The organism is Paraburkholderia fungorum, assembly GCF_900099835.1.
In the GTDB taxonomy this organism is placed as follows: Bacteria; Pseudomonadota; Gammaproteobacteria; order Burkholderiales; family Burkholderiaceae; genus Paraburkholderia; species Paraburkholderia fungorum_A.
Genome location: NZ_FNKP01000002.1, coordinates 1,327,323 through 1,354,116, shown reverse-complemented (window position 1 = coordinate 1,354,116; position 26,794 = coordinate 1,327,323). Strand labels below are relative to the sequence as shown.

The 26,794-nt window shown below is 61.8% G+C and carries 25 protein-coding genes; 12 read left to right on the top strand and 13 right to left on the bottom strand.

The features are described 5' to 3' along the window. Positions 1-333: 333 nt before the first annotated feature. Both BLS41_RS21990 and BLS41_RS21985 read left to right on the top strand, forming a co-directional pair. Positions 334-2,727 carry a phosphoketolase family protein gene (locus BLS41_RS21990; RefSeq protein WP_074768657.1) on the top strand — a complete coding sequence of 798 codons (2,394 nt, stop codon included), beginning with the start codon at positions 334-336 and terminating at the stop codon, positions 2,725-2,727. A gap of 17 nt (positions 2,728-2,744) precedes the next feature. Beyond that, positions 2,745-3,902: an acetate/propionate family kinase gene (locus tag BLS41_RS21985; protein WP_074768655.1), complete on the top strand. Its 1,158-nt coding sequence runs from the start codon at positions 2,745-2,747 to the stop codon at positions 3,900-3,902. Positions 3,903-3,904: 2 nt separating this feature from the next. Here BLS41_RS21985 and BLS41_RS21980 read toward each other — a convergent pair whose 3' ends face one another. Next, positions 3,905-4,201 carry a BON domain-containing protein gene (locus BLS41_RS21980; protein ID WP_083380044.1) on the bottom strand — a complete coding sequence of 99 codons (297 nt, stop codon included), beginning with the start codon at positions 4,199-4,201 and terminating at the stop codon, positions 3,905-3,907. 158 nt (positions 4,202-4,359) lie between these two features. On the opposite strand from BLS41_RS21980, the gene BLS41_RS21975 reads away from it, so the two are divergent. Further along, complete coding sequence (locus BLS41_RS21975; RefSeq protein ID WP_074768651.1) at positions 4,360-4,761, top strand: PaaI family thioesterase; 402 nt, start codon at positions 4,360-4,362, stop codon at positions 4,759-4,761. Positions 4,762-4,795: 34 nt separating this feature from the next. Here the strand turns inward: BLS41_RS21975 and BLS41_RS21970 are convergent, their stop codons facing one another. Both BLS41_RS21970 and BLS41_RS21965 read right to left on the bottom strand, forming a co-directional pair. Beyond that, positions 4,796-5,332 carry a GNAT family N-acetyltransferase gene (locus tag BLS41_RS21970; protein ID WP_074768647.1) on the bottom strand — a complete coding sequence of 179 codons (537 nt, stop codon included), beginning with the start codon at positions 5,330-5,332 and terminating at the stop codon, positions 4,796-4,798. Between the two features lie 6 nt (positions 5,333-5,338). Then, positions 5,339-5,911, bottom strand: a complete 573-nt coding sequence (locus tag BLS41_RS21965; RefSeq protein WP_074768643.1) for a helix-turn-helix domain-containing protein — start codon at positions 5,909-5,911, stop codon at positions 5,339-5,341. A gap of 211 nt (positions 5,912-6,122) precedes the next feature. Between BLS41_RS21965 and BLS41_RS21960 the strand changes: the two genes are divergently transcribed. Then, positions 6,123-6,815 carry a YceH family protein gene (locus BLS41_RS21960; protein WP_074768639.1) on the top strand — a complete coding sequence of 231 codons (693 nt, stop codon included), beginning with the start codon at positions 6,123-6,125 and terminating at the stop codon, positions 6,813-6,815. Between the two features lie 64 nt (positions 6,816-6,879). Here the strand turns inward: BLS41_RS21960 and BLS41_RS21955 are convergent, their stop codons facing one another. Beyond that, the gene (locus tag BLS41_RS21955; RefSeq protein WP_074768637.1) at positions 6,880-7,398 is read right to left on the bottom strand and encodes an SLATT domain-containing protein; all 519 of its coding nucleotides are present in this window, start codon (positions 7,396-7,398) and stop codon (positions 6,880-6,882) included. A gap of 83 nt (positions 7,399-7,481) precedes the next feature. Continuing rightward, positions 7,482-8,540 (bottom strand): LLM class flavin-dependent oxidoreductase, encoded by a 1,059-nt coding sequence (locus BLS41_RS21950; RefSeq protein ID WP_074768635.1) that lies wholly within the window; start codon positions 8,538-8,540, stop codon positions 7,482-7,484. Positions 8,541-8,726: 186 nt separating this feature from the next. Between BLS41_RS21950 and BLS41_RS21945 the strand changes: the two genes are divergently transcribed. Then, positions 8,727-9,704 carry an aliphatic sulfonate ABC transporter substrate-binding protein gene (locus BLS41_RS21945; RefSeq protein WP_074771102.1) on the top strand — a complete coding sequence of 326 codons (978 nt, stop codon included), beginning with the start codon at positions 8,727-8,729 and terminating at the stop codon, positions 9,702-9,704. Between the two features lie 54 nt (positions 9,705-9,758). Here BLS41_RS21945 and BLS41_RS21940 read toward each other — a convergent pair whose 3' ends face one another. The 5 genes from BLS41_RS21940 to BLS41_RS21920 form a co-directional block, all read right to left on the bottom strand. Next, positions 9,759-11,015 carry an acyl-CoA dehydrogenase family protein gene (locus BLS41_RS21940; RefSeq protein WP_074768633.1) on the bottom strand — a complete coding sequence of 419 codons (1,257 nt, stop codon included), beginning with the start codon at positions 11,013-11,015 and terminating at the stop codon, positions 9,759-9,761. A gap of 149 nt (positions 11,016-11,164) precedes the next feature. After that, positions 11,165-12,076 carry an ABC transporter permease gene (locus tag BLS41_RS21935; RefSeq protein ID WP_074768631.1) on the bottom strand — a complete coding sequence of 304 codons (912 nt, stop codon included), beginning with the start codon at positions 12,074-12,076 and terminating at the stop codon, positions 11,165-11,167. A 1-nt stretch (position 12,077) separates the two neighbouring features. Then, the gene (locus BLS41_RS21930) at positions 12,078-12,992 is read right to left on the bottom strand and encodes an ABC transporter permease (RefSeq protein ID WP_074768629.1); all 915 of its coding nucleotides are present in this window, start codon (positions 12,990-12,992) and stop codon (positions 12,078-12,080) included. A 120-nt stretch (positions 12,993-13,112) separates the two neighbouring features. Further along, positions 13,113-14,408 carry an ABC transporter substrate-binding protein gene (locus tag BLS41_RS21925; RefSeq protein WP_074768627.1) on the bottom strand — a complete coding sequence of 432 codons (1,296 nt, stop codon included), beginning with the start codon at positions 14,406-14,408 and terminating at the stop codon, positions 13,113-13,115. Between the two features lie 96 nt (positions 14,409-14,504). Beyond that, positions 14,505-15,563, bottom strand: coding sequence for an ABC transporter ATP-binding protein (locus tag BLS41_RS21920; RefSeq protein WP_074768625.1), 1,059 nt, complete (start codon positions 15,561-15,563; stop codon positions 14,505-14,507). Positions 15,564-15,890: 327 nt separating this feature from the next. Here BLS41_RS21920 and BLS41_RS21915 point away from each other — a divergent pair, with 327 nt between their 5' ends. From BLS41_RS21915 to BLS41_RS21905, 3 genes are read left to right on the top strand one after another with little or no spacing between them, the layout of a single operon-like run. After that, entirely contained in the window at positions 15,891-16,859 is a 969-nt protein-coding gene (locus BLS41_RS21915) for a polysaccharide deacetylase family protein (protein ID WP_074768623.1), read from the top strand. After that, positions 16,856-17,590 (top strand): GntR family transcriptional regulator, encoded by a 735-nt coding sequence (locus BLS41_RS21910; RefSeq protein WP_074768621.1) that lies wholly within the window; start codon positions 16,856-16,858, stop codon positions 17,588-17,590. The genes BLS41_RS21915 and BLS41_RS21910 overlap by 4 nt, the downstream gene beginning before the upstream one ends. A gap of 9 nt (positions 17,591-17,599) precedes the next feature. Further along, positions 17,600-18,190 carry a flavin reductase family protein gene (locus BLS41_RS21905; RefSeq protein WP_074768619.1) on the top strand — a complete coding sequence of 197 codons (591 nt, stop codon included), beginning with the start codon at positions 17,600-17,602 and terminating at the stop codon, positions 18,188-18,190. Positions 18,191-18,244: 54 nt separating this feature from the next. Here the strand turns inward: BLS41_RS21905 and BLS41_RS21900 are convergent, their stop codons facing one another. Genes BLS41_RS21900 through BLS41_RS21890 form a run of 3 tightly spaced genes read right to left on the bottom strand, consistent with a single transcriptional unit; the run spans position 18,245 to position 21,823 of the window. Beyond that, positions 18,245-19,831, bottom strand: coding sequence for a gamma-glutamyltransferase family protein (locus tag BLS41_RS21900; protein ID WP_074768617.1), 1,587 nt, complete (start codon positions 19,829-19,831; stop codon positions 18,245-18,247). A 10-nt stretch (positions 19,832-19,841) separates the two neighbouring features. Continuing rightward, a complete protein-coding gene (locus BLS41_RS21895) occupies positions 19,842-21,026 on the bottom strand; it encodes an amidase (protein ID WP_074768615.1) in 1,185 nt (394 codons plus the stop codon). Further along, positions 21,023-21,823: a cysteine hydrolase family protein gene (locus tag BLS41_RS21890; RefSeq protein WP_074768613.1), complete on the bottom strand. Its 801-nt coding sequence runs from the start codon at positions 21,821-21,823 to the stop codon at positions 21,023-21,025. The genes BLS41_RS21895 and BLS41_RS21890 overlap by 4 nt, the downstream gene beginning before the upstream one ends. A gap of 208 nt (positions 21,824-22,031) precedes the next feature. On the opposite strand from BLS41_RS21890, the gene BLS41_RS21885 reads away from it, so the two are divergent. Genes BLS41_RS21885 through BLS41_RS21870 form a run of 4 tightly spaced genes read left to right on the top strand, consistent with a single transcriptional unit; the run spans position 22,032 to position 26,650 of the window. Further along, positions 22,032-23,018: a BMP family protein gene (locus BLS41_RS21885; protein WP_143026339.1), complete on the top strand. Its 987-nt coding sequence runs from the start codon at positions 22,032-22,034 to the stop codon at positions 23,016-23,018. Between the two features lies 1 nt (position 23,019). Then, a complete protein-coding gene (locus BLS41_RS21880; protein ID WP_074768609.1) occupies positions 23,020-24,636 on the top strand; it encodes an ABC transporter ATP-binding protein in 1,617 nt (538 codons plus the stop codon). Then, the gene (locus BLS41_RS21875; protein ID WP_074768607.1) at positions 24,633-25,733 is read left to right on the top strand and encodes an ABC transporter permease; all 1,101 of its coding nucleotides are present in this window, start codon (positions 24,633-24,635) and stop codon (positions 25,731-25,733) included. Before BLS41_RS21880 ends, BLS41_RS21875 begins: the two co-directional genes overlap by 4 nt. Further along, positions 25,733-26,650, top strand: coding sequence for an ABC transporter permease (locus BLS41_RS21870; RefSeq protein ID WP_074768605.1), 918 nt, complete (start codon positions 25,733-25,735; stop codon positions 26,648-26,650). The genes BLS41_RS21875 and BLS41_RS21870 overlap by 1 nt, the downstream gene beginning before the upstream one ends. Positions 26,651-26,794 lie beyond the last annotated feature (144 nt).

Below are 26,794 nucleotides of genomic sequence, written 5' to 3'. Positions count from 1 at the left end.
GCGTGCGTCTGCCGTCAAAGAACGACGCGCATCACGAAGCGCATGCCAGAACCGACACAGATCAAGCTTTGGACAATTGCGTCGAACCATGCCGGGCGCAGCCTGTCACATCCCCTGAAGATCGCGGCCCCGGTCGGAACAGCGTTCACGAAAAGACCTGCGCCGCTACGCTTTTGTTGTGTCATCTGAATGACAGGCCGGCGCTGCAAGGTTATTCGCGCCGGTCCGCATTGCCCGCAATCCGTGCGTGTTACACGTACGCTACGCGCAGGTTCGAACACTCGCCGCCGCACCCGCTAACCTGCCTGACAGTCCTTTTCGAGGAGTGACGCCATGGCCGAAGCAACCTCACGTTCCACGCCGCCGCAAACCCTGGACCCCGACACGCTGCGCAAGATGGACCGCTACTGGCGCGCTTGCAACTATCTGTCGGTCGGCATGATCTATTTGCGCGACAACCCGCTGTTGCGCGAACCGCTGAAACCCGAGCACATCAAGAACCGCCTGCTCGGTCACTGGGGCTCGGATCCAGGACAAAGTTTTCTGCTGGTGCATCTGAACCGGCTGATCAAAAAACTCGATCTCGACATGATCTATCTGGCGGGGCCTGGCCATGGCGCACCGGCGAGTCTCGCGCATTGCTATCTCGAAGGGCATTACTCGGAAATCTATCCCGACCGCAGCGAAGACGAAGCCGGCATGCGGCGTTTTTTCCGGCAGTTTTCGTTTCCCGGCGGTATCGGCTCGCATTGCACGCCGGAAACGCCGGGGTCGATTCACGAAGGCGGCGAACTCGGTTATAGCCTGTCGCATGGATACGGCGCCGCGTTCGATAACCCCGAGCTGATTGTTACCGTGATGATCGGCGATGGCGAAGCCGAAACCGGTCCGCTCGCGACGTCGTGGCATTCCAACAAATTCCTGAATCCGATCCGCGATGGCGCGGTGTTGCCGGTGCTGCATCTGAACGGCTACAAGATCGCCAATCCGACCATCCTTGCAAGAATTCCGCGCGAGGAGCTGGAAGCGTTATTGACCGGCTACGGCCACAAGCCGTATTTCGTCGAGGGCGACGATCCCGACACGATGCATCAGCAGATGGCGGCCACACTTGAACAATGCATCGGCGAAATTCGGGCGATCCAGCAGCACGCGCGCGGCAGCAACGACGCGACACGACCGCGCTGGCCGATGATCGTGCTGCGTTCGCCCAAAGGCTGGACCGGTCCGAAAGAAGTGGACGGCCACAAGGTGGAAGGATCGTGGCGCGCGCATCAGGTGCCGGTGCTCGATCCGGCGACCAATGGCAAGAGCCTGAAGCTGGTCGAACACTGGCTGCGCAGCTACGAACCCGAAACGTTATTTGACGAAGCCGGGCGTCTGGTCGAAGAGTTGCGCGAACTGTCGCCCGAGGGCGCGCGCCGGATCAGCGCGAATCCGCATGCGAACGGCGGCCTGCTGTGCAAGACGCTCGATATGCCCATGTTTCAGGACTACGCGGTGGCAGTCAAAAAGCCGGCCGCGTCGTATACGTCGCCGACCGACGTGCTCGGCAAGTTTCTGCGCGACGTGATGCGCAACAACATGACGAATTTCCGCGTGTTCGGTCCGGACGAAACCGCAAGCAACAAGCTGACGGCCGTCTACGAAGCGTCGGAGAAAACCTGGCTGGCCGAGACCGAGCCAAGCGACGAGGACGGCGGCGAACTGGCGCCCGATGGCCGCGTGATGGAAATGCTCAGCGAGCACACGCTCGAAGGCTGGTTCGAAGGCTACGTGCTGACCGGCCGCCATGGACTGTTCGCAACTTACGAAGCGTTCGTCCACGTGATCGATTCGATGTTCAACCAGCACGCGAAGTGGCTCGAAAAATCGAAGCGCGATCTCGGCTGGCGTCAACCGGTGCCCTCGATCAACCTGCTGATCACGTCGCTCGTCTGGCGTCAGGATCACAACGGCTTCACGCATCAGGACCCCGGCTTTCTCGACGTCGTCACGAATAAAAGCCCGGACGTGGTGCGTATTTATCTGCCACCCGATGCAAACTGCCTGCTGAGCGTGGCCGATCACTGCCTGCGTTCGCGCGATTACGTCAATGTGATCGTCGCCGACAAGCAGCCGCATTTGCAGTACCTCGATATGGACGCGGCCGTCACGCATTGCACCAAGGGCATCGGCATCTGGGACTGGGCGTCGACCGATCAGGGTGTCGAACCGGACGTGGTGATCGCGTGCGCGGGCGACATCGCGACGATGGAAGCGCTCGCCGCCGTACAGATCCTGAAGGAGCGTTTCGCCGATCTGAAAATCCGCTTCGTCAACGTGGTCGATCTGTTCCGCTTGATGCCCGAGCACGCGCATCCGCACGGTCTGTCCGACCGCGATTTCGATTCGCTGTTCACCACCGGCAAACCGGTGATTTTCAACTTCCATTCGTATGCGTCGCTGGTGCACAAGCTGACCTACAACCGCTCGAATCACGAGAACCTGCACGTGCACGGCTATCACGAGAAGGGCAACATCAACACGCCGCTCGAACTCGCGATCATCAACGGCGTGGACCGCTTTACGCTGGCAATCGACGCAATCGATCGCGTGCCGAAGTTGCGCGGCGTCGGCGATCATGCGAAGGAGTGGCTGCGCGGACAGATCATCGAGCATCTCGCTTATGCGCATGCCGAAGGGATCGACAAGGAAGAAATCCGCAACTGGACGTGGAAAGCTTAGGTTAGGCGAGGTCACTTATGCACACTCAGGACACGACACGCGATCAAACGATTCTGGTGCTCAACAGCGGGTCGTCGTCGCTGAAGTTCGGGCTTTTCTCGCACTCGGCCGATGACGAATCGCTGCTGCTGGAAGGCGCGGCCGAAGGGATTGGCCGCAAGGACGGCAGCTTGCGGATCCGCTCGCCCGATGGCGGCGTGCTGGTGCAGCAGGACCATGTGCTGGAGTCGCAAACCGATGCGTTGCAAAAGCTCTCGCAAGTGCTTGCGCAACAGCGGTTTGCGCAGCCTTCGGCGGTGGGGCATCGGGTCGTGCATGGCGGGCCGCATCTGCGCCGGCATCAGCTTCTCACCGACGAAGTCCGGCAGCATCTGAAAGACGCCGTGCATTTTGCGCCGCTGCATATTCCACCCGCGCTCGCGCTGATCGACGAGGCGATGAAGATTTTCGGCGACGTGCCACATTTCGCGTGCTTCGACACCGCCTTTCACGCGACGCTGCCGCCGCGCGCTGCGCAACTCGCGCTGCCGCGCCGGTATGTCGAGGCGGGCGTGATGCGCTACGGCTTTCACGGGCTGTCGTACGAGTCGCTGGTGACGCGGCTCGGGGCCGACTTACCGTCGAGGGCGGTATTCGCGCATCTGGGCAATGGGTCGAGCGTTTGCGCGTTGCGCGACGGTCAATCGGTCGATACGTCGATGGGTCTGACGCCGACCGGCGGCGTGCCGATGGGCACGCGCAGCGGCGATCTGGACCCTGGCGTGCTGCTGTATCTGATGCGCGTGGAGAAGCTCGATGCCGACGCGCTGGAAACGCTGCTGAATCGCCAAAGCGGCCTGGCCGGTTTCGCCGATGGCGAGAGCGACATGCAGGCGCTCGAAAAGCGCGCAGCGGCGGGGGATGCGAATGCTTCGCTGGCGCTCGATGCATTTGCCACCGCCGTGCGCAAGACGATCGGCGGTTATGCGGCCTTGCTTGGCGGGATCGATCTGCTGGTATTGACAGGCGGGATCGGCGAGCACAGTGCGGCAATGCGCCAGCGTATCTGCGACGGCCTCGGCTTTATCGGACTTACCGAAGGCGATCCGGCGGGCAAGGTGAGGGCGATCCACACCGAAGAAGAAAAGCAGATCGCGCGCCATTGCCGGACGCTGTTGCAGAGCGCGAGCGGGTGAGCTTATTTCACTTTTGGCACTTTCACGACAGTGCGATCCGATACGCCGGTTACGCCGAACAGCCGTGTGACGTCTTCGAGCGCAGCGGTTCGTTGCTGATCGCGCTGCAACTCGCCAGTCAGCGTGATGCGGCCACGCGAGACCTTCACCTTGACGCTGTGTTCGGGCACGGCGGCGTCCCATGCGAGACGGCGGGTGGCGTCGGCGGCGATCTGGGCATCGCTTAGACGGGTGGGGGAGTCGTGCGTTACCTGGGTTGCGTGGGTCGGTTTCCGCTTTGCAGAATGCGCCTGATGCATTGTGTTCTCCATAGAAGTCACATGGATTTGAAGAACACTAGCAGATGTGCAGGATTTTGCTTTTGTCACGATGCACTGCGCAAAATCGCGGGAGTACCGCGTGCGCGAGTGCACGATGCCTTGTTCGAAGAGACTCACAAACTGAAAGGTTTAATGAAATGGACCATCCCGACTTCCCCATCGACAACCCGTTTCTCGAGTCGCTCGGCGTGCGCCTGACGCAATGGCGCGACGGTTACGCCGAGTTGACGATGCCGATCGACGCCAGCAAGCTCAATCGTCAGGGCGTTTTGCAAGGCGGCGCGATTGCGACCCTGCTCGACGCAGCGGCCGGCTATGCAGGTCTTTACGCAGCACCGGGTCAAGCGTCGCGGCACGCATTCACGCTGTCGCTGACCACCAACTATCTCGACAAGGGCCTCGGCGAATCGGTGACGGCGAAGGGCTTCCTCGAACGCCAGGGCCGCTCGATTTTCTTCTCGCGCGGCGAGGCGTGGGTGGACGGCAAATTGCTGATCGCCAGCGCGCAGGGCACGTTCAAGTATTCAAAGACGGCTTGAACTCCAGGCTGTTCGCGCCGGGCAATGCTCCCCTTTAAAGCCTCTTGTACATGATGGTCGTCGCGTCGAATCGCTCGTTATCCAGCGGCCCCTGCGCATAACCCGGAATGACCCCGGCGGTCTGATAACCCAGCGCGGTATAAAGCGGTTCGGCATGATCCCCTGTGCGGGTATCCAGCGTGAGCAGGCTGCGCTGCAAACCCTGCGCATGACGCTCCACCTCCGTCATCAGCGCGCGCGCCACACCCTGGCGGCGTGCGTCGGGATGCACCAGCAGCTTGCGCACTTCCGCTCGATGACGCTGATTCGGCATCGTGTCGTAATCGAGTTGCACGGTGCCCGCAATCGCGTCGCCATAACGCGCGACTAGCAGTACCAACCCGCCTGCACGCAGCGAGGGCAATACCTTGTTGCGCCAGAACGCCTCGCTTTCTTCGATGCCATACGGCATCACGAAACCGACGCTCGCGCCGTCATGGACGCACGCGCGCAGTAACGCGCCGAGTTCTGAAAGATGACCAATGAGGTCGTCAGCGGAGAGGGAAACGATGGTAAGCGGATTGGCGCTCATGCTGGCTCACACGATGAAAAGAAGGTAGCGCGCTCCGCTGCTCGCGGGCGTTACGAAGGCACTGGGGCCGAATAGCTGATAGCGCAGGCAGTCGCCCGGTTGAAGCTCGTGACGCTGGCCGTCGACAGTGATCTGAAGCTGTCCGTCGAGCAGGATCAGATGATGTTCGAGACCGGCGCGCGGCGACGCATCGTAGGCAATCTGGACGCCGGCATCGAGTGTGCATTCGAGCACTTCGCCGCTCAACGCCTGGGCGGGCGGCGACACCGAGCGTCGCGTGAAGCCGATGCTGGAGTCGGTCCAGACCGGCTGCTCGCCGCGTGGCACGCGCGGCACGAATTCCTCTTCGACCATCCGCATGAGCCGCGACATCGGCAGGCCGTAGGCGACGCAGAGCTTGCCGAGTACGTTCGTGGTGGGGCTGACGGCGGCATTTTCGAGCCGCGACAGCGTGGCGCGGCTGACGTTGCTGAGTTTCGCGAGGTCGTCGAGCGACCAGTTGCGCTCCGCGCGCAGCGCCCTTAGCCGCTGCGCAATGCGGCGATCGATAGTGGTTTCGTCGGAGAGTGTATTTTCCATATCAGGGAAAATATCTCTAATATGGAAAATCGTCAACTAGACAGAAATGCCCGTGCCCGTTGCCCTGAGATTCGTTCGCAGCGACGCCGCGCGCCGTTTATCATAGTGGCCACTTGTCACCGCGCCGGAAGGCGCTGACTGGCTGCGCCAGACCGGCCGTCAAGCGGCACTTCATCAACGAGACACGGCGATCCATGCCGCACAATCACTCATGAACACCACATCCGACGCCTCCTCCCGCCCCGCGATCCGCGACCTGACGCAACTCGAAGGGCGCGTTCTCGGCGTGCTCGTCGAAAAGCAGCACACGGTGCCGGACAGCTATCCGTTATCACTGAACGCGTTGACCTTGGGCTGCAACCAGAAGACCGGCCGCGCCCCGGTGATGAACGCAACCGAAGCCGAAGTGCTGACGGCCGTCGACGGATTGAAGCGACTCAGCCTCGTGATGGAAGGCAGCAGCAGCCGTGTGCCGCGCTTCGAGCACAACATGAATCGTGTGCTCGGGCTGCCGAGCCAATCGGCGGCATTGCTGACCACGTTGCTGCTGCGCGGCCCGCAGACCGCGGCCGAACTGCGCTTGAACAGCGCGCGCCTGCATGGCTTTGCCGATATCTCGTCGGTCGAAGCGTTTCTCGACGAACTCGCGGGCAACGATCCGGCGCGGGTCGTCAAGCTGGCGCGCACGCCGGGCGAGCGTGAAAATCGCTGGACGCATCTGCTGTGCGGCGAAGTCAGCGCGAGCGAACTGGCGCAGCCCGGTGTCGAAGACGACACGGTGCCGCTGTCCACCTTCGAGGCAGTGAAAGCCGAGCAAAAGCGTCTCGCCGACGAACTGAGCCGGCTTCAGACCGTAGTGCGGCGCATGGCGGCGGAGTTGGGTATCAGCGTCGACGATCTCTGACGAATCGATTGGGTGAAAAAGCGTGGACATGTCCGCGCTTTTTCAAGCAACGCGAATCAGCGATTCACGCATCGCGGCCGCGCGCCGTATCCGACGATAACGTGCGCTGCGTGCGATAGAAAATCTTCGGTGGCACGTTCGGCGAATCTTGCGCGAGCCGGTCGAGTTCGTCACGAATCGAAGTGAGATAGTGGCCTTCGCGCGCATCGGGGTCGCCGGAAACGACTGCTTCCAGCCTGCGACGCACCGCGCCATAACGCGCCCCTGCCGAGCGATGTTTCTCCGCACGTTCGGCATACTTCATGAAGGTTTGCAGCGCGGCCGACACCACGGCGGCGACGCTCACCAGTCCCACGAAAATCCGCAATTCCACCGACACCGCAGTGGCTGCGAGCGACGCGAACACGGCAGTGCCGACGAACGCGGTCAACGCGGTGACCAGCCAGCCAAGCTGACGGTCTCGGGCCGACAGCAGATCGGCCATGTCGTAATGGCTCATCTGCGATTCGCGCGCGCGGCGAATCCATTTCAGCAGTAGCTGGTTTTCGTCGACCGGCGGCTCGTAGGGTGGCAGTTTCGTCATGTCGCTCGTCAGGGATGGTGGATGCCTGACCATACTGTGCCACATTGAAGCGTTAAGCCAAACTGACGCCCCGTTGCCGCCATTCAACCAATCAGACGCCTCACGCGCGGTATCACTTCCTCAGCGAAACTGCGCATGTCGCGCTCGAACGGCTGAAATTGCAGCATGAACAATTCGATGCCCGCGAAATGGAATTCGGCAATCCGCTTTGCGACGGTGTCATAGCTGCCGACCAACCCGGCCGCCGTGCCACCGTTCGACCCCACGCGCGGTGTCTGCGCGAAGGTCTTGAACATCACCGCGTTGGGGTCGATATTCGATTTCTGCTGTTCGCGCAACGACGCGTCTTTCGCGGCGAGCGCGAACAGATGATCGAGGTGCTGCGCGGCGGTATCGTCGGTATCTCGTGCAATCACGAAGGCAGACAGGCCGAAGCGTAACGGCGCATACGATGCGGGCCGCGTGCGGGCACGAAGGTCTGCGATCAATGTCTGAACGGCGTCCAATGGTTGGCCGTTGATAAACCACACATCGCCTTTGTCGGTAACCAGTTGACGCGCAGGCTCCGATTCTCCGCCGACGTAAATGCGCGGTCGCTCACGAAAAGGATCGGCGGGCCGCAATAGATAGTCATCCACATCAAAATGTTCACCGCGAAAGCTCGTGCGTTCGCCTCGCAGCAGCGAATCGACCACGGTGATCCATTCGCGCCCATACGCGTATCGTGCGTCATGTTCGGCGAAACCGATGCCCGCGCGTTCCAATTCCGGCCGGTTCCATGCGTTGACGAGATTGAGCGCAAAGCGTCCGCCGCTGATGTGCTCGATCTGCTGCGCCATCTTGGCGAGTACAACGGGGTGATACAGATACGGCTTGATCGCCGCAATGATCTCGATGCGTTCAGTCAGCGCTGCGAGTGCGGCTGAAGCAGTCCACGCTTCGAGCTGATCGAATTCCGCGTGATGCGGATTGATCGTGTGCTGCGCGACGAGTACCGAGTCGTAACCGAGTTGCTCGGCCTCCAGCACGAGCGCCTTATTGCGCGCCCAGGACGCATCGTACGGTTCATCCGGGTCTTGCAGCGCGGCGCGGCTGCCATGGACCAGTGCCCAGACGCCAAAGCGCGGCGGCAGTGTCGACATAAAGCGAAAATCTCCACGGTAAGGCGAATTCGAATTCAGCAACTCGCATCAAAGCTTCAGATAGTGCGCTATAGCGCCGCCGCGCGTTCCAATTTCTCTCTCTATCGATCGATGAAATCCGTCTATAAGCGCGTGTCGATCTTTTATATATTCGACGATTGCCTTTTCTCCGACGGAACCTATTCGATGCAAACCATTTTTTCCCCCAGTCGACATTTACGGCGGCTGTGCATTTCTCTTTCGCTGATTGGCGGCGTGCTGTCAGCCGGTCTCGCGCAAGCCAACGAAACGATCTCGATCAGCTATCAGCGCTCGTCGACGCTATTCATTCTTCTCAAGCGCACCGGCGAACTGGAGAAGAAGTTGAAGCCGCTCGGCTACGATGTGAGCTGGCATGAATTCTCCACCGGTCTGCTGCAATCGTTGAATGCGGGCAGTGTCGATCTGCATGCCGATGTCGCCGACGCATTCGCGCTGTTCACGCAAGCCGCCAATGCACCGCTAACGTATTACGCAGAAGAAACCGCCGCGCCGTCCGCGCAGGCGATCATCGTGCCGCCGGACTCGCCGATTCATTCGGTGGCTGATCTGAAGGGAAAACGTGTGGCGGTCGCGAAAGGTTCGGGCTGCAACTATCTGCTGCTGAGCGCGTTGGCCAAGGCGGGATTGACGATCAACGATATTCAGGTGCGTTATCTGGAAGCACCCGATGCGCTTGCCGCGTTTCGTGGCGGCAATATCGACGCATGGGCGATCTGGGACCCGTTCCTCGGCGCACAGCAGCGCGACGCGCACGTGCGAGTGATTGCCGACGGCTCGAACGGTGTTGCCCAATACAACCGTTTCTATACGGCCACCACGTCGTTCGCGGATAAACACCCGGACGTGCTGCGCATCGTATTCGACGAATTGAACACGACAGGCAAATGGGTTAAAACGCATCCGCAGGAAGCTGCGCAGATTCTCGGTCCGCTGTGGGGCAATATTCCCGAGGCTACGGTCGAACTCGCCAACGGCCGACGCAGTTATGACATCGTGCCGGTCAGGCGCGATCAGTTGGCGGAGCAGCAGCGTATCGCCGATACGTATCACGCGGCAGGGCTGATTCCCGTTGCGTTAAAGGCGAGCGATATCCGCATCTGGACACCACCGCCTGCAAAATGAGGGATGCAGCGAGAGGATGACGCGATAATTTGCGTCATCCTGGACCGCAACGAATTACACAGCAGTAGCCTTGCGAGCGATACCAAAACGCTCGTCATGCGCGTTGCCATTCAGATAAAAGTCTCCAATCGCGGCCTCGCGAAAAATCGCCGGATTGTGCGACGCGAGCACCCGCGCGTTGCGCCAGTACCGATCGAAACGGTGCGATTCGCTGGTGGCCGATGCGCCGCCCACTTCAAATAGCAGTGTCGTCGCCTGCAGCGTCTGCTCGATTGCGATCTGTTGCGCCTGGAAGGTCTGGATATCGAGGTTGATATAAGTCTGCTCGCTGGTGCGGCCTTCGCGACGCGCGACCGATACCTCGTCGATAGCGCGAGCGAGCGCGGTGCTGACACTCTGCGTCGAATAAGCGAGGCTGGCGAGGCGTCCGACCACGCGATGCACCAGCGGGTTATCGCGCGGACTCGACTCGCCGGGAATACCGAAGCTACGCGTTTTGGTCTGCGTGAAAGCGACCGCATCGCGCAGTGCCGCGCGGCTAATACCGGCCAGATTCGCGATATGCAGCGCCTGGTAGTAAGCGGTCAGCAAACTATTGCGGCGAGGTTCGGACGCGCTATAGCGGCGATAGACGTTCTCCTGCGAGACCGGCACCTGGGCGAAACGCGCGGTACCGCTACCGGTCAGACGCTGCCCGAAGCCATCCCAATCGTCGATACGGCTCACGCCCGGCGTGTCGGTTTTGACGAGCACACGCACGTCGGTCTGACCGTCGTGTGCGACCACATCGACCCAATCCGCGTAAAGCGTGCCGGTGGTGTAGTACTTTTCGCCATTCAGATGCCACACGTCACCGTGTTGCGTGAGACGCACGCTGTTGTTGGTGACGCCAGTCCGCTCGGAAACCGCGCCACCGACAATCTGTCCTTGCGCGACTCGCGTGAGCCAGCGGTCACGCAATGCTTCGTCGCTGTTTTCCAGCAGCGATTCAATAAAGCCACCGTGTACGCGCAGGATTTGCGGCAGATTCGAATCCGCCTCGCCGAGTCGCGTAACCAGCGAGAAGAATTCCGTCAGCGAAATGCCTTCACCGCCGTATTGTTCGGGCACGCGCAAGCGCGTATAGCCCGCTTCACGTAGCCACTCGACGGGATCGTAAGCGAGTTCGCGATGTTGCTCGCGGTGCACCGCGCCTTCGGCGATGCGCGCAAAGACGGAGGCGAAGCGGCGGGTGAGGGGCGTATCGTCGAAAAGTTGTGCGGCGTCGGCAATCGAATGAGCCGGGTTGCCTGACGATTGAACTGCGGACATGGGTTCTCCGGAGTGAGGCGCGCACGCGGCGCAATCGGAGAACGGTACGGGACGAGGGTGGCCGCTAGCAACGAAGTATTTTGCCGATTCTTAGCAGAGGGCGTGCAATGGCGATGGCGGCTTGCTGTCCGTGCAAGCCGCCGATTCCGTCAGGTCGCTTTTAAACCGGCCACCGCGCGGCGTTTCGCAAGCAGTCTCACGGCAAGTAGGCACGCGCCCATGACCGTCAACGACAGTAGCGTGGTCATCGTGCCGAGCGCGTAAATGACCGGCGTGGTCACCGAGGTGGTGAGCCCCTGAAGTTCGAGCGGCAGCGTGTTCTGATCGCCGATAGCCTGCGACGTACGCGCGATTTCGTCCCACGACAGCGTGAAGCCGAACATCGCAACGCCAACCACCGACGGCCCGATAATCGGCAACACGACATGCCTGAAGCTTTGCCACGGCGTCGCGCCGAGGTCGCGCGAGGCTTCTTCATAAGCCGGGTTGAAACGGTTGAAGACCGCGAACATCACCAGCAAACCGAACGGCAAAGTCCAGGTCAGATGCGCGCCGAGCGCCGACGTAAAGAGGCCCATCGACGTCGTATAGGTATCGGCGAACGACTGATAGCCCCAGGCCGCCGCGAGATACTTCACCCCATTATCCAGCAGACGGAATGTCAGGCCGATACCGAGCGAAACGATAATCGACGGCATGATCAGGCTGGCCACGGATACATAAAACACCGCTGTATCGCCACGAAACTTACGGCGAAATGCGAGACCCGCGGCGACAGAAAACAGCACGGTCAGCACCGTGACCGCCAGCGCGAGTTTCACGGATCTGCCAAACGCTCCCCAGATATCCACATCGCCGACACCGTCACGCAGCACGGCAAACCAGTGCAGTGAAACGCCGCGCATGGGGAACGTCAGACCGCCTTCGGGCCCCTGAAACGACAGAATGAAAATCGTGATGACCGGTCCGTACAGGAACAGCACGAACAAGCCGAACAGCAACGCGAGCCAATAGAAACTGGCAGGACGGCGCTCCCGATGTTTGACGCGAATGGCCTGCATCTCACAGCTCCTTGCGAATGTCGACGACCCGCGTCAAACCCCACACGATCATCAGCACGACGGCCAGCAGAATGATTGCGTTAGCTGCCGCAGCGGGAAATTGAAGGTAGCCTGTCTCGACCTGAATGATCTTGCCAACCGATGCTATCTGTTGCCCGCCCATCACCCCGACTGTCAGGAAGTCGCCCATCACGATCGTGATGACGAAGATCGAACCGATCACAATGCCGGTTTTCGACAACGGCAAGACGACATCGCGCACCACTTGCCAGCCGCTCGCACCGGCGTCGCGCGCTGCTTCGAGCAGCGATCGGTCGATCCGCATCATCGCGTTGAAGATCGGCACGATCATGAAAAACGTGTACAGGTGGACGAATGCGAGCACGACCGAGAAGTTCGAATACAGCAACCATTCGAGCGGCTGATCGATCAGATGCATGCCGAGCAGAGCCTGATTGACGAGACCGTTACGGCCGAGCAGCGGCATCCACGAAATCATGCGGATCACGTTGGAAGTCCAGAACGGAATCGTGCAGAGCAGGAACAGCACCGTTTGCATACTCGTCGTGCGCACGTGGAACGCGAGAAAGTACGCGAGAGAAAAGCCGAGCAGCAATGTCACGGCCCATACGATCGCGCAGAACTTGAGCGTCGACCAATACGTCTTGAACGTCACGCAGACATCGGTCATCGACGAACAGCCGTTGAAGATGGCCACGTAATTCTTTAGCGTGAAGGCGGGAATGATCTGGTATTCGTTGAAGTCCCAGAAACTGACGATCAGCGTGATCACCAGCGGCACGATGAAAAACAGCAGGAACGTCAGCGACAGCGGAGTCGCCTGCAACCACGCGGGGGCACGCCGGTGTTTGACGGGTGCGTCCTGTGCGTGTGAGGGAAGGTCGATCGTTGCCATGGGCGAGGGTGTCCGGGAAGAACAGCGCGAGAAAATACCTGCGCTATTAAAAACAGTCGTGGTAGCCCACGCATAATGCGTCGGCTACCACGGTGAAGCGAATCACACGTGCACCGCAAATCAGGCCGCGATGAACTCGTTCCACTTCTGAACCATATAGATGTTCTCGTCCATCACCGCATTCCAGCAAGCAATCGCGCCCATACGCTGCGTGTATGAACCGCCGTCACGCACCGCACCGGCCTTTTCGAGCAACTGGCCGTCCGGCGCCTTGATGTCCTGCGCGGCCGCTTTGCCTTCCATCCAGTAGTCCCATTCGTAAGCCTGCATGTGCGTCTTGGCTGTGTCGACCACACCCGGGTAATAGCCCTGACGCATCAGATACGCGCCAGCCCAGCCATCCTGAAACCAGTTGACGAACTCATAAGCGGCATCGAGCTTCTTGCCTTGCAGCGAGCGCGGAAAACCGAAGCCCGACGCCCACGAACGGTAGCCTTCCTTGAGCGGCTGAAACTTGCACGGAATACCCATCGTGCGAACCTTCGTGACAGCGGGCGACCACATCGACTGGATCACCACCTCGCCCGAGGCCATCAGATTCACGCTTTCGTTGAAGTCCTTCCAGAATGCGCGGAACTGTCCCGCATGTTTGGCCTCGATCAGAATTTTGATGGTCTGGTCGATCTCGGCCTTCGTCATGTTGCCCTTGTCACCGTATTTCATGTGACCCATCGCCTCGATCGCCATCGCCGAATCCATGATGCCGATCGCGGGAATGTTCAGCAGCGCGGCCTTGCCCTTGAATTGCGGATTCAGCAATTCGGCCCAACTGTCGACCGGACGTTTGATGAGGTCAGGACGAATGCCGAGCGTATCCGCGTTATAGGTGGTCGGGATCAGCGTCATCCATTCGGTCGGCGTCGCGGAGAATTCGGTCGAGCGTGCGCCGGTCAGGAACATCACTTTTTTCGGCGCAGTACCTTGATCGCCGATCTTCTTGCCGTTGACTTCACCGCGTGTGAGAACCGGTGTGATCTTGTCCGCGAGTTTGATGCGCTTGGCGTCCATACCCGCGAGCGTGCCGGCCGGAATCAGTTTCTTGAGTGCGAAGTATTCGGTGTCGACGATATCGAACGAGTTGGGCTGCGTGATGATGCGCTTGGCGACGTCATCGGTCGTGACCGGCACGTACTGGATTTCGATGCCGGTGTCTTCCTTGAACTTCTTCGCGATGTCGGCGCTCTGGTTGACCGCCGTGCCGAGGTAGCGCAACGTGATCTTTTCCTGCGCGTGCACGTACGGAAAGCCGGCAATGCCGGCCGCCGCCACCGCGCCCTTGATGAACGTGCGGCGCGACAGGCCTTTTTCCTTCACATCCGCTGCGGCCACTGCCGGGCTCTCGTTCGCTTCACTCATTGCTTTCTCCTCAGTTGACGTTCGTTCTAGCGCTTGTTTAATGGACTATTTATTGCCGACCGACATAAACACCCTGAAAACAGGGCATCAAATACATCAGGCCGCGAGCGGATGCGCGTCCTGCTCGTTCCACCAGACCACGACTCGAGCCTCGGGGCCGAGTCGAGCCGGGTCGTAATCGCCGTCGCTCACGAATGAAACCAGTTCGGGCGAACCGTCGAGCGGATCGAGCGTCATCCGCAGATGCGTGCCCTGATATTCGGCTTCGCGCACTTTGCAGGGCACGCCGCCGATCCGCGTCATGCCGCTTTCTCCGCTGGCGTTTTGCACCGGCGTGACGCCGTGCGGCACCACCCGCAGATGATCGGCGCGAACGGTGAACAGTCGGCCATTCGTGTTGAAAACGTTATGGCCGCCGAGAAAGCGGGCCACGAACTCGGTGCGCGGTCGATTGAATACTTCGAACGGCGTGCCGCTCTGTTCGATCCGTCCATGACTCATGACGACCACCAGATCGGCCAGAGCCATCGCTTCCTCCTGCGAGTGCGTGACGTGGACGAAGGTGATGCCGAGTTCTTTCTGCCAGCGCTTGAGTTCGGCGCGCATCTGTACGCGGAGAAACGGATCGAGTGCGGAGAGCGGTTCGTCGAGCAGCAGGCAGCCTGGCTGGTTGAGCAGCGCGCGGGCGAGCGCCACGCGTTGCTGCTGACCGCCCGATAACTGCGCGGGTTTGCGCTCGGCATACGCGGACATCGCCACCAGTTCGAGCAGTTCGGCCGCGCGTTTACGCCGGACGTCCTTCGCTACGCCGCGCATTTTCAGGCTGAAGGCGACGTTGTCGAGTGCGCTCAGATGCGGAAACAGCGCGTAGTTCTGGAACACCATCGCAGTTCCGCGTGCAGCGGGTTCCGCTCGCGTGACGTTGCGGCCCGCGATCAGAACGTCACCTTCAGTGACGGATTCATGACCCGCGATCATGCGCAAGGTCGAGGTCTTGCCGCAACCCGACGGCCCGAGCAGGCAGCAATACTGGCCACCGGCAATGCGCAGGTCGATCGCATCGACGGCAAGCGAATCGCCGTATTGCTTCGATACGTGCACCAGTTCGATGTCGGCGGCTTTGGTTTCGAGCACCGTTGAAGCAGGCTGAATCATGAACGAAGAGTCCTCGTGAACGGCGAACAGTGGGGCACGCACGAAACAGACATGCCGCTAATGCGAGGCAGGCAAATGCAAGACATGTGCCATCGGCTGCATTGCGTCGCTTGATGATCGCCGACGCGCCGTTGTGCTTAACGTCTACAAGTTGGCTCACATATTGCAAACGATCCGATACGACGATCGTTAGCGATCTGCAGGATCTGTTTTGCGCAATCACGGTGCGTCTTCGGTCCGAGTCGGGGCATGAACCAACCAATCCGGTTCATTCACGATGCGGCCGGTTGCACCGTTCGACGCCATTCATCAACGACGGCTTTATCAATGAACGACACACGGAATATGTCCGCAGCACTGAACCGCGCGCGCGAACCAATCGCCACGCATGGGCGCTTTGCCTACCGGCCGATCATCGACAGCGATGCATTCCGCTGGCCTGGCGACACCGGGCTTGCGGTTTATCTGGGCTTCAATATCGAACACTTTGCGTTTGGCGAAGGCCTTGGCGCGGCGCTCGGTCCGGTCTCACCGCAGCCGGATGTGCTGAACCATAGCTGGCGCGAATACGGCAATCGCGTCGGCGCATGGCGCTGCATCGAACTATTCGATCAACTCGAATTGCCGGCAGGCACGCTCATCAATACCGCGCTCTACGATCACTGCCCCGAATTGATCGCGGCCTGCGTCGCGCGTGGCGACGAATTGATCGGGCACGGCCATACGAATGCGCACCGGCAAAGCGATCTCGACGAAAGCGGTGAACGCGAACTGCTTCTGCATTGCCGCGAGCGGATTGCAGAAGCGTCGGGAACGCCGCCGCAGGGCTGGTTGTCGCCGTGGATTTCGGAGTCGCATCTGACGCCCGATCTGCTCGCGGAGACAGGCTACGGCTACACGCTGAACTGGTGTCACGACGACCGTCCGGTGCGAATGGCCACGCGCAACGGCAAGTCGCTCTGGTCGATTCCGTATCCGCAGGAACTCAACGATTTGCCGATGATGGTGGGCCGCCACATGGACGGCCGCGCGTTCGCCGACATGATCGTCGATCAGTTCGACGAGATGCTCGAACAGGCCAATCGCGGCACGCAACCTCAGGCGCTGGTGATGGGCATTGCACTGCATCCTTATCTGGTTGGACAGCCGTATCGGTTGAGGCATCTGCGGCGCGCACTCGAACATATCGCTGCGGCCCGCGCACGAGGTGACGTGTGGATCACGACGCCCGGCGCGATTGCCGGTTACATGGACGATCTGGAGCGGGACGGTATCGTGCGCCCGGTTACTGCATGAATACGAAGGCCGGCGCGGCCACCGCTAGAAAGACCGTGCGTGAAGAAGCGGATATCGACGCACGGATCTATCAATCGATCTTCGACGGCGTGCTGAATCATCGGTTGACGCCGGGTACGAAACTGCCGGAGCCCGAGTTGTGCCAGCTATTCGGCGTGGGCCGCGCGGTGGTGCGCCGGGTGCTCGAAAAGCTCGCGTACGACGGCATTGTCGTGTTGCGTCCGAACAAAGGCGCGGTGATCGCCGAGCCGACGCCGGAAGAAACGCGCGAGATTTTCGAGGCGCGGCGTTCGGTCGAACGGATGCTGGTAGAGCTTGCCGTTCAGCGCGCGAGCAAACAGGACATTGCCGCATTGCGGCAACAACTCGCCAGCGAGCACGATGCCATGCATCGCTTCGATCAGCCTTCGTGGGCGACGCTCGCCAGCGGTTTTCATATGCGCGTCGCCGCGTTGGCCGGCAATTCGATCCTGCAAAATTATCTGAAGGAACTGGTGTCGCGCTGTTCGTTGATCGTCGGTGTCTATGAACCCCCGGGGCATGCGCCGTGTGAGCACGCCGAACATGCCGCGATTGTCGACTGCATCGAAGCACGCGACGCCGCGGGCGCAATGGCGCACATGGACGCGCATCTGCGCGATCTTCAGGACCGCATTGAAACCTCGCGGATGCGCGGTGAAAAAAGCCTGGGCCAACTGCTTGGCCTGACCGAACACGCTACTTCCAGTTAGGCACTCCCGATGGAAATCGATTTCGAAGCGATTACCGAGTACCAGCGTTACAAGCTGATGGCGAGCCTGATCGTGCCGCGTCCCATCGCGCTCGTCACCACCCTCGGCGCGGACGGCACGATCAACGCCGCGCCGTTCTCGATGTTCAACATGCTGGGCGAGGAGCCGCCCATCGTGATGATCAGCATCAACCGTGTGACGGACGGCACGCTGAAAGATACCGCCGTCAATATCGTGCGGACGGGCGAGTTCGTCGTGCATCTCGCAGACGAGGCCATCGCACTGAAAATGCACCGCTGCGGCGCGCGTCTGCCGCCGAACGTGAGCGAGCTTGCCGAGGTCGGCCTGACGCCAGTGCCGAGTTCTCACGTCGCGCCGCCACGTATTGCCGAGGCACCGGTTGCATTCGAATGCACGATCTGGGAAACGCTTGAAACGAGTAGCCGGCAGATTTTCATTGGCCGCGTGCATCGCTTGCATGCGCGTGACGAGTTGATCGACACGGAAACATGGCGCGTGCGTTTGCAACACTATTTTCCGGTGGGCCGCTTCGGCGCGAGCGATTATGTGACGACACGGGACCGCTTTACGCTGGAGTGAGGTGTTTCATTTTCACGCGTGGGCTTGCAACAGCCCACGCGCGTTGATCCATCATCAAACCTCCAGCGCACGCCCATCGCTACGCGGATCATGTGCGCCTGAAACCGAACCGTCCGCGTCGATTCGAATCACACCAGGGTGTCCCGCCAACGGACTCTGCGCCGGTATCGCGCTCACTTCATGCCGTCGCGCCGCAAGCTCGGCGAACACATCGGCACCCGCATCTTCTTCAAGCTTCAACGCATCGCGCGTATCGGAGAAGGTCTTGCCGAGCAGAAAACGTGGGCGGGCGAGGGCGGTTAGCGGGTCCATTCCGTAGTCGATCAAACGCGTCAGAATTGCGGCGAGCGTTTGTGGCTGACCGTCGGCCCCTTGCGTGCCGAACAGTAAATGCGGGCGGCCGTCTTTCAGATACATGCCGGGATTCAGCGTATGAAAAGGTCGTTTGCCCGGCAGCACCGCATTGTGATGCGCGGGGTTCGTGCTGAACGATGCGCCCCGGTTGTGCCACAGAATGCCGGTGTCGCCGGCCACCACGCCGCTGCCCCAATCGAAATAAACGGTTTGCAGCACGCTGACGCTTCGGCCTTCGCTATCGGTTGCACCGATGAACACCGTGTCGCCGGGACGGAACACGTGCGGCCACGCGCGTGCTTCGCGCTGGTCGATGGAGCGCGCGTGCGCATCCAGGGTCGAGGCCGACAACATGCGCTCGACAGGCACGTCGTTGAACTCGGGATCGGACACGTAGCGATCCCGATCGACGAACGCGCATTTCACCGCTTCCACCAGCAGGTGATAGTAGTCGGCGCTGCCTTCGGGAATCGAGCGAAGATCGAAACGGCTTAACGTCCCCATGATTTGCAGCGTCGTCACGCCTTGTGTCGGCGGCCGCAGGCTCACCAGTTCTCCGCCGCGATACGCGACGCGCAACGGGGTTTCGTCGCGTGCATAGGTTCGCGTCAGGTCGCTCGCGCTGAGTGGCGAGCCCGCATCCTTCAGGCCGCGTGCAATTCGCTCCGCCAGTTCGCCTTCGTAAAATTCGCGCGCTCCGAAACGTGCAATCCGCTCGATGCTTTTAGCTAATGCCGGTTGCGCGAAGCGCTCGTCGACTGCGGGAATCTGCCCATTCGGTGCGAACGTGGCTGCGAAGCCGGGCAGTGCATTCAGTTCTCCGGCGCGCAGCGTTTGCCAGAAATGCTGTGACGGTGTGACAGCAAAGCCATCGCTTGCATATTCGAATGCGCGGTCGAACAGCGACGACCACGTTTGCGTGCCGCCCCACGCGCTTCGGCTGATCTCAAACGCGCGATGCCAGGCGTCGACAGTCGCCGCGGTCGTGATCGCAGACGCAGCCCCACGCACCGGAATCGCCGACTCGAACGCGGGCAATTGCGTGGCGGCCTGGCCAATGCCGGACACCGTGCGCAACATGCCGTTGCGATCGCCGATCACCCAGAACGCGTCGCCGCCGAGTCCGGTGAAATGCGGGTAGGTGACGCACAGCGCCGCGCCGATCGCAATCACGGCCTCGATTGCGTTGCCGCCTGCGCGCAACACGTCGCGTCCGGCTTCGCTCGCCAGCGCATGAGGACTGGTGACCATGCCGCCCGTGGTGCCGACGGATTTCTGATTGTGCATCGATGCTCCGCTACTGAAGGTTCGCGTGCGTGTGCCGCGAGTATAGATCGCGCGCGAGCGCCAGCAACGCGCGATCGCTGCCGCGTGCGCCGATGATCGACAACGCGAGCGGACGATCGATTGCGTCGACGAAAGGCAGCGTGATTTGCGGCAGGCCGCCGATAGTGGCGAGCGAGTTGAGTGTCAACGCGTCCTGATAGAAGACGCCGATTGCATCGCCCGACGCGTGTTTCGATAACAGCGCGACGGGCGTGGTCGGCATGATCAGCACGACATTGCTTTCGAACAACGTGGCGATTACGCCGCGTAATTCGTCGTGAAGTGCGCGCCATTGCGACGCCTGCGTTCTATCGAGCGCGTTCAGCCTGGCAAAACGTTCAGCGATCGACGGCCCAAAAAGCGGCTGCGTCGATCGAATCCAGGCTCCTAGCGTGGCGTCGATTTCGAAGTCCTGCACATGCTGATAGCACGCAAGCCAGCGCGCTTCGTCGCCTGCAAAAACGTTTCGCCCGGTTGAAGCACCCAGCGATTCAGCGAGCTTGACGAGCCGCGCAGCGTCGTCGGGTTCGTTGCGCTCGCGCGTTGCAAACGCTTCGCCCACGCGCACCAGCTGCGTGGGATGAGTCGGCGAGCGGACAGAATCAGAAGGCAGCAACACGTCGCCGACTGCTGCAAGTACGTCAAGAGACCGCGCGAACCAGCCGACCGTATCGAAACACGGCGCAAACGGCAACACGCCATCGAGCGATATCGCGTCGTGCGTGGGCCGCATTCCCCACAAACCGCAGAACGCGGCGGGCACGCGCACCGAGCCGCCGGTATCGGTGCCGAGCGCGAAGTCCACATCGCCAGCCGCCACCGCCGACGCCGAGCCGCTCGACGATCCGCCCGGCAACGCATGCGGCCAGCGCGGATTGAGCGGTGTGCCGTAGTAATGGTTTTCGCCTTCGAGGCTATAGGCGAGTTCGTCGGTGATCGTCTTGCCGTCGAGCGTCGCACCGGCCGCCAGCAACATATCGACACAGCGCGCATTGGCGGACGCCGCGGGATGACTCGCCAGCCAGTCAGGATTGCCGCCGCCGGTCACCGTCCCCGCCACGTCGATCAGATCCTTCACCGCAAAGCGCAACCCGTCCAGCGGCCCCGCCGATGTGGCCGCCACCCGCGCACGCGGACCAGGAATAAACGCGCTCATTTGACGTCAGCCAGCGCATCGACGATCCGCACCGAATCGGTGACGAAGCCGAAGCACTTCTTCACGTTCCAGATCGTCGCTTCGGTACAGAAGTCCGGCGACGAAGTCGCGCAGCAGTCCTGGACCAGCACGCAGCCATAGCCGAGGAAATTCGCGTCGGTCAGCGAATGCATCACGCACTGATCGGTATTCACGCCCGCGAACATCACGGTGCGAATGCCGAGATTACGCAGAATGCTATCGAGCGGCGTGTCCCAGAAGCCGCTAATCCGATACTTGTCGACGCAGATATCCTGCGGCAACGGCGCAAGCTCGTCGACGACCGCAGCCGCCCACGAATCCTTTTGAAGCACATGCGAACCGTTGCTCGCGAGCGGTTCGCCAAGGCCGGTTCCCACACCCTTCGGCTTATACAGATGCAACTGGTTCGGCGGCATGTTCGCGAGATCGGGCCGGTTGCCCCAGTTCACCCAGATGACCGGCACGCCGTTGTCGCGCAGCACCGGCAGCAGGCGCTGCAATGGTGCAATCGGCGCGCGGTCGACGTTGAAATCGCCCCCAATCTGGGCAACCCATCCTCCGTTGGTGCAGAAATCGTTCTGCATGTCGATCACGATAATCGCGGTGCTGCGCAGATCGATCCGCACATTTTGCGGCTCGCACGGCAGCGTCGCGACGACCGGCGCGGGCGCGGGCAACGACATGTCGACGAGCGTGTCGCTCGCGCTCCAGCGAGGCCGTCCGTCGCGGCCCAGTTGACCGGAAACGCTTGTGCCGTAAGCGTCGTGCTGTTTCATCGGAAGTTCTCCATCGGGTTTGAATCGTTATCTAAAAGAGGCCGCCGGTGCGCCCAAACGAGCCCGCAACTCAGCGCGTGATCCGCTATTTCGTGCAGGTTCGAACGAAGCTTCCAGGCCGGCAAAACCATCAGTTGGCATCGAAGTTGCATTTGCTTCGTTCATGAATAACCTACTTACCCAAACCGAACGCAAAAGGAATGCCAGAATGTCGCTCAAGAAGATCGCCACGCTCAAAACTCTCGCTTCGTGTGTTGTCGCAGTCGCTGCTTCGAGCGTCGCGGTTCACGCGGTCGCCGCCGATCCGCTGCGGGTCGGCGTGCTGATTCCCGGCTCGAAATCGGACAAGGGCTGGATGGAATCCGGCTACGACGGCCTGACCGCTGCACAGAAAGAACTCGGCCCGAAGCTCAAGACGCAGATGATCGAGAACATCAATTACGCCGACATGGAGCAGGCGCTGACCAATCTCGCGTCGAAGAACCAGTTGGTGATCGGTGTCGGCGGACAGACCCAGGCGTCGGTGATCAAGATCGCGAAGCGCTTTCCGAATGTGAAGTTCGCGATTGTCGGCGGCAACAAAGGGCAGGACATGCCGCCGAACGTCGCGGGCTATGACGTGAAGCAGGCGGAAATCGCCTATGTCGCGGGCGCGGCGGCGGCGATGCTGTCGAAGAACGGCGCGGTGAGCTACGTGGGCGGGATGGAGATTCCGTCGATCGTCAACGCGGGCAAGGAATTCGGCAACGGCGCGCGCTCGATCAATCCGAAGATCAAATACTTCGAGAGCTACACGGGCGATTTCGACAACGTGTCGAAGGCGAAGGAAGCAACGCTCGCGGCCATTTCGCAAGGCGCGGATGTCCACTATCACATTCTCAATCTCGGCTTGCGCGGCATGGAGCAGGCCGCCAACGAAAAGCACACGCACGTGATCGGCAGCTACACCGACCGTTGCGGCACGGACCCGCTGTATATCGCGTATTCGATTACCGGCGTCGGCTATCAGGTGCAGTACGCGATCGATCAGATGGCGGCCGGCACGTGGCAGCCGGGCTACAAGGCGTTCGGCCTGGCGATGGGGCCGAAGGCGTCGGACATGGTGGTGTGCAAGCCGTCACCCGAAATGACGACGAAGCTCAAGCAGATCGAGCAGGACATCGAAAGCGGCAAGATCAAGGTCTCCGAAGGCTGATATGAACGCGACTCCTGCTTCCGCTGCGGCGCCCGCGATCCATGATGCCGACCGCGCCAGCGTGCTGCGCATGGACGGCATCGGCAAGCGCTTCGGTCAGTTCCATGCGTTGACCGACGTGTCGCTCGAACTGCGCGCCGGTGAAGTGCACTGTCTGCTCGGCGAGAACGGCGCGGGCAAATCGACGCTGTGCAACGTGATGTTCGGCGTGCATCAGCCCGACGCCGGGACAATGTGGCTCGACGGCGCGCCATATCGTCCGCAGAGCCCGCGCGATGCGCTGACGCACGGCATCGCGATGGTCCATCAGCACTTCAGTCTCGTCGAAGATGTCAGCGTGCTCGACAACCTGCTGCTGGGCCAGGCGCGCGGCTGGCTGGATCGCAAGCGCGAGGCGCAGCGCGTGCGCGATCTGGTCGCGGAACTGGGCCTTGCGCTCGATCCGGACGCGCGGGTCGCGGAACTGTCGGTGGGCGAGAAGCAGCGGGTCGAGATCGTCAAATGCCTGATTCGCGAGCCGCGTCTGCTGGTGCTGGACGAGCCGACCGCCGTGCTGTTGCCGGTCGAGATCGACGCATTGCTCGACACCTGCGCGAAGGTGGTCGCGCGCGGCTGCGCGGTGGTGCTGGTCACGCACAAGCTCGCGGAAATCCGCCGCATCGCAAATCGCGCGACCGTGTTGCAAAGCGGGCGCGTGGTGGCCCGTTCGAGCACGCCTTCCGCCGATGTCGATGCGCTGGTGCGGGCGATGATCCAGCGCCCGGCAGGCGCTCAGGACGCGCAGGAGGCGGGCGTCACCAACAACGCAGTGCCACGGGCGGCAAAGCAAAGCGCGTCGCCCTACGGCCGTCCGCTCGCCGACGAAGCGTTGCAGATCGACGGTCTCACCGTGCGCGACGCCGACGGCGTGACGCGTTTGCAGGACTGCACGCTGGTAGTCAACCGTGGCGAGATCGTCGGCATTGCGGGGGTTGAAGGAAACGGGCAAAGCGAACTCGGCGCGGTGCTGGCCGGCATGCAGAAGGCGAGTGCAGGACGCTTCTTCGTGCAAGGCAAGGAGTGCACGCACGCCGCTCCGCAGATGCTCACCAGAGCGGGCGTCGGCGTGGTGCCCGAAGATCGCCACGCGGTCGGCTGCGTGCCCGATATGAGCGTCACCGACAACCTGTTTCTGAACCGGCTCGACGACTACGCGCGACGCGGCTTCATGCGCCGCCGCGCAATGCGGCGCGACGCACGCGCGCTGATGCAGCGCTTCGACGTCCGCGCGGCCAGCCCCGATGTCGCGTTTCGCGGCCTGTCGGGCGGCAATCAGCAGAAGGCGGTGCTTGCGCGCGAACTCACGCTCGACGGCCTCGCCGTGCTGGTCGCCGCACAACCAACCCGTGGACTCGACGTCGGCGCGGTCGCCGCCGTGTACGACCACATTCGCGCGGCACGTGACGACGGCGTCGGCGTTCTGCTGATCTCGTCGGAACTCGACGAGTTGATGGCGGTGGCCGACCGTGTCCTCGTCATGTATCGCGGCCGCATCATGGGCACCTGCGTGCCGGATGCGAGCCAACTCACTCTTCAACGCGAGCGCATTGGCGCATGGATGGCAGGGCAGACAGCATGACTCCGACCACGACCTCATTAGCCTCTTTTCCGCGCCCGTCATGGCGCGCTTCACGGCGTTTGCGAACCGCGCTGGTGCTGGCGGGCGCGGCGCTGGTCGCGGTCGCCGCGGCACTGGCGCTGATCGCGCTGGTCCACGTGTCGCTCGGCGACGCGCTCGCCGCCTTCGCCGACGGCGCGTGGGGCTCGCCGTACGCCATCGGTGCATCGATCAACCGCAGCCTTGTGTTCGCGCTGGTCGGCGGCGGCTTCGTGCTGGCGAACCGCGCGCAACTGACCAACGTCGGCGGAGAAGGGCAGATTGCGATGGGCGGCATCGCGGCGACGGCCGTGAGCCTGTACGGCCACGTCGCGCATCTGCCGCTCGGGCTGTCGTTCATTCTGCCGATGCTCGCGGCGGCATTCGCAGGCGCGGCATGGGGCGCAATTCCCGGCTGGCTGAAAGCGCGCGCCGGAACCAACGAAGTGATCAGCACGCTTTTGCTGACGTTCATCGCCGTGTGGTTTCTCTACTGGTGCGTGCAATCGGAGGCGCTCCTGCGTCAGCCGATGAGCAACGCCGCCACGCTGCCCGAATCGCTCGACATTCCCGACGCGACCAAATTGCCGATGCTGTCGGCGTCGAGTTCGACTGGCCTGCATATCGGCTTGCCGATCACCGTCGTGCTGTGCATCGCGGTCGCGCTGGTGCTCGCGTACAGCCGCTTCGGCATGCATCTGCGCGCGGTCGGGCTGAACGCGCTGGCTGCGCGTCGCGCGGGCATGCCGATCACGTCGACGATCGTCGGCGCGTTGGCGCTGGCGGGCGCGCTCGGCGGGCTCGCCGGTGCGTTGATGCTGCAAGGCGACCAGTACTCGCTGAAAGCGGGTTTTTCGTCCGGCTACGGTTTCGACGGACTCGTGGTCGGATTGCTTGCGCGCGGCTCGATGACCGGCGTGTGCGCGGCGGCGCTGCTGTTCGGCTTCATGCGCTCGGGCGGCATCAATATGGAAATGGTCGCGTCGGTGCCGTCGGCGCTGGTGCTGATCGTGCAGGGCATCGTGATCGTCGCGCTGGCGGGCGGTTCGTTGTGGCTCGAACCCAAAGGAGCACGGTAATGAATGCGGAATTCGTAGCGGTTTTTGTCGGCTCGTCGATTCGCTTTGCCGCGCCGCTGATGCTGGCGTCGACCGGCGAGTTGATCAGCGAGCGCGCGGGCGTGCTCAACATGAGCGTCGAAGGGATGATGCTGTCCGGCGCGTTTCTCGGCGCGGCAGGTGCATGGGCGACCGGCAACGCGTCGCTCGGACTGGCGATCGGCATGCTCGGCGTGCTGCCGATCGCGCTGTTGCAGGCGTTCCTGAGCGTGACGTTGCGCGCGAATCAGATCGTGACGGGCATCGGCATCAACATTCTTGCGCTGGGCGCGACGACGCTGGCTTATCGCGAGTTGTTCGGCGAGCGTTCCAGCGCGGTGATTCCCGGGCTTGCGCGCTGGTCGCCGCCTGGACTCGGCGCGATTCCGGTGATCGGCGAGCCGGTGTTTCATCAGGTGTGGCTGGTCTATCTGGGGCTCGCGATTCTCGTCGCGACATCGCTCGTGATGCGGCGCACGGCTTTGGGCGTGGCGCTGCATGCGGTCGGCGCGGCACCGAAATCGGTCGATCAATCCGGGCTTTCGGTCACGAAACTGCGTTATGGCGCGGTGCTGTTTTCGGGAGTGATGTCGGGAGCGGCGGGCTGCTTCATTTCAATCGGCGACATCCACACTTTCACCGAAGGGATGACGAGCGGCGCGGGTTATCTCGCGATTGCCGCGATCATCTTCGGAAACTGGAAGATTGGCCGCACCGTGGGCGCGTGCCTGCTGTTCGGCGCGGCGAGCGCGCTGCAGTTCCAGTTGCCGCTGATCGGCGTGCATGTGCCGACCGCGCTGCTGGTGATGCTGCCGTATCTGCTTGCGCTGATCGCGGTGGCTGGGTTGATCGGACGGCAAACTGCGCCGCTCGCGTTGACTCAACCGTTCCGGCGGTAAGGTATCGCACGGCATTGTGCCGATAAGTTTGGCCAGTGAGTTGCGCCGGGTTGCGTCAACGAGTCCGGCCAATGCGTTTGGCCAATGCTGTTTGACCAACGCGTTTGCCCATACCGTTGACCAATGAGTCGACCAGCAAGCCGC

Coding starts and splice junctions, on each gene's coding strand:
- BLS41_RS21925 (WP_074768627.1), bottom strand. CDS start 14,408: ATGAGTGAAGCGAACGAGAGCCCGGCAGTGGCCGCAGCGGATGTGAAG.
- BLS41_RS21970 (WP_074768647.1), bottom strand. CDS start 5,332: ATGAGCGCCAATCCGCTTACCATCGTTTCCCTCTCCGCTGACGACCTC.
- BLS41_RS21990 (WP_074768657.1), top strand. CDS start 334: ATGGCCGAAGCAACCTCACGTTCCACGCCGCCGCAAACCCTGGACCCC.
- BLS41_RS21930 (WP_074768629.1), bottom strand. CDS start 12,992: ATGGCAACGATCGACCTTCCCTCACACGCACAGGACGCACCCGTCAAA.
- BLS41_RS21890 (WP_074768613.1), bottom strand. CDS start 21,823: ATGAAACAGCACGACGCTTACGGCACAAGCGTTTCCGGTCAACTGGGC.
- BLS41_RS21915 (WP_074768623.1), top strand. CDS start 15,891: ATGAACGACACACGGAATATGTCCGCAGCACTGAACCGCGCGCGCGAA.
- BLS41_RS21935 (WP_074768631.1), bottom strand. CDS start 12,076: ATGCAGGCCATTCGCGTCAAACATCGGGAGCGCCGTCCTGCCAGTTTC.
- BLS41_RS21885 (WP_143026339.1), top strand. CDS start 22,032: ATGTCGCTCAAGAAGATCGCCACGCTCAAAACTCTCGCTTCGTGTGTT.
- BLS41_RS21895 (WP_074768615.1), bottom strand. CDS start 21,026: ATGAGCGCGTTTATTCCTGGTCCGCGTGCGCGGGTGGCGGCCACATCG.
- BLS41_RS21905 (WP_074768619.1), top strand. CDS start 17,600: ATGGAAATCGATTTCGAAGCGATTACCGAGTACCAGCGTTACAAGCTG.
- BLS41_RS21870 (WP_074768605.1), top strand. CDS start 25,733: ATGAATGCGGAATTCGTAGCGGTTTTTGTCGGCTCGTCGATTCGCTTT.
- BLS41_RS21940 (WP_074768633.1), bottom strand. CDS start 11,015: ATGTCCGCAGTTCAATCGTCAGGCAACCCGGCTCATTCGATTGCCGAC.
- BLS41_RS21950 (WP_074768635.1), bottom strand. CDS start 8,540: ATGTCGACACTGCCGCCGCGCTTTGGCGTCTGGGCACTGGTCCATGGC.
- BLS41_RS21980 (WP_083380044.1), bottom strand. CDS start 4,201: ATGCATCAGGCGCATTCTGCAAAGCGGAAACCGACCCACGCAACCCAG.
- BLS41_RS21880 (WP_074768609.1), top strand. CDS start 23,020: ATGAACGCGACTCCTGCTTCCGCTGCGGCGCCCGCGATCCATGATGCC.
- BLS41_RS21900 (WP_074768617.1), bottom strand. CDS start 19,831: ATGCACAATCAGAAATCCGTCGGCACCACGGGCGGCATGGTCACCAGT.
- BLS41_RS21965 (WP_074768643.1), bottom strand. CDS start 5,911: ATGGAAAATACACTCTCCGACGAAACCACTATCGATCGCCGCATTGCG.
- BLS41_RS21875 (WP_074768607.1), top strand. CDS start 24,633: ATGACTCCGACCACGACCTCATTAGCCTCTTTTCCGCGCCCGTCATGG.
- BLS41_RS21920 (WP_074768625.1), bottom strand. CDS start 15,563: ATGATTCAGCCTGCTTCAACGGTGCTCGAAACCAAAGCCGCCGACATC.
- BLS41_RS21975 (WP_074768651.1), top strand. CDS start 4,360: ATGGACCATCCCGACTTCCCCATCGACAACCCGTTTCTCGAGTCGCTC.
- BLS41_RS21910 (WP_074768621.1), top strand. CDS start 16,856: ATGAATACGAAGGCCGGCGCGGCCACCGCTAGAAAGACCGTGCGTGAA.
- BLS41_RS21945 (WP_074771102.1), top strand. CDS start 8,727: ATGCAAACCATTTTTTCCCCCAGTCGACATTTACGGCGGCTGTGCATT.
- BLS41_RS21955 (WP_074768637.1), bottom strand. CDS start 7,398: ATGACGAAACTGCCACCCTACGAGCCGCCGGTCGACGAAAACCAGCTA.
- BLS41_RS21960 (WP_074768639.1), top strand. CDS start 6,123: ATGAACACCACATCCGACGCCTCCTCCCGCCCCGCGATCCGCGACCTG.
- BLS41_RS21985 (WP_074768655.1), top strand. CDS start 2,745: ATGCACACTCAGGACACGACACGCGATCAAACGATTCTGGTGCTCAAC.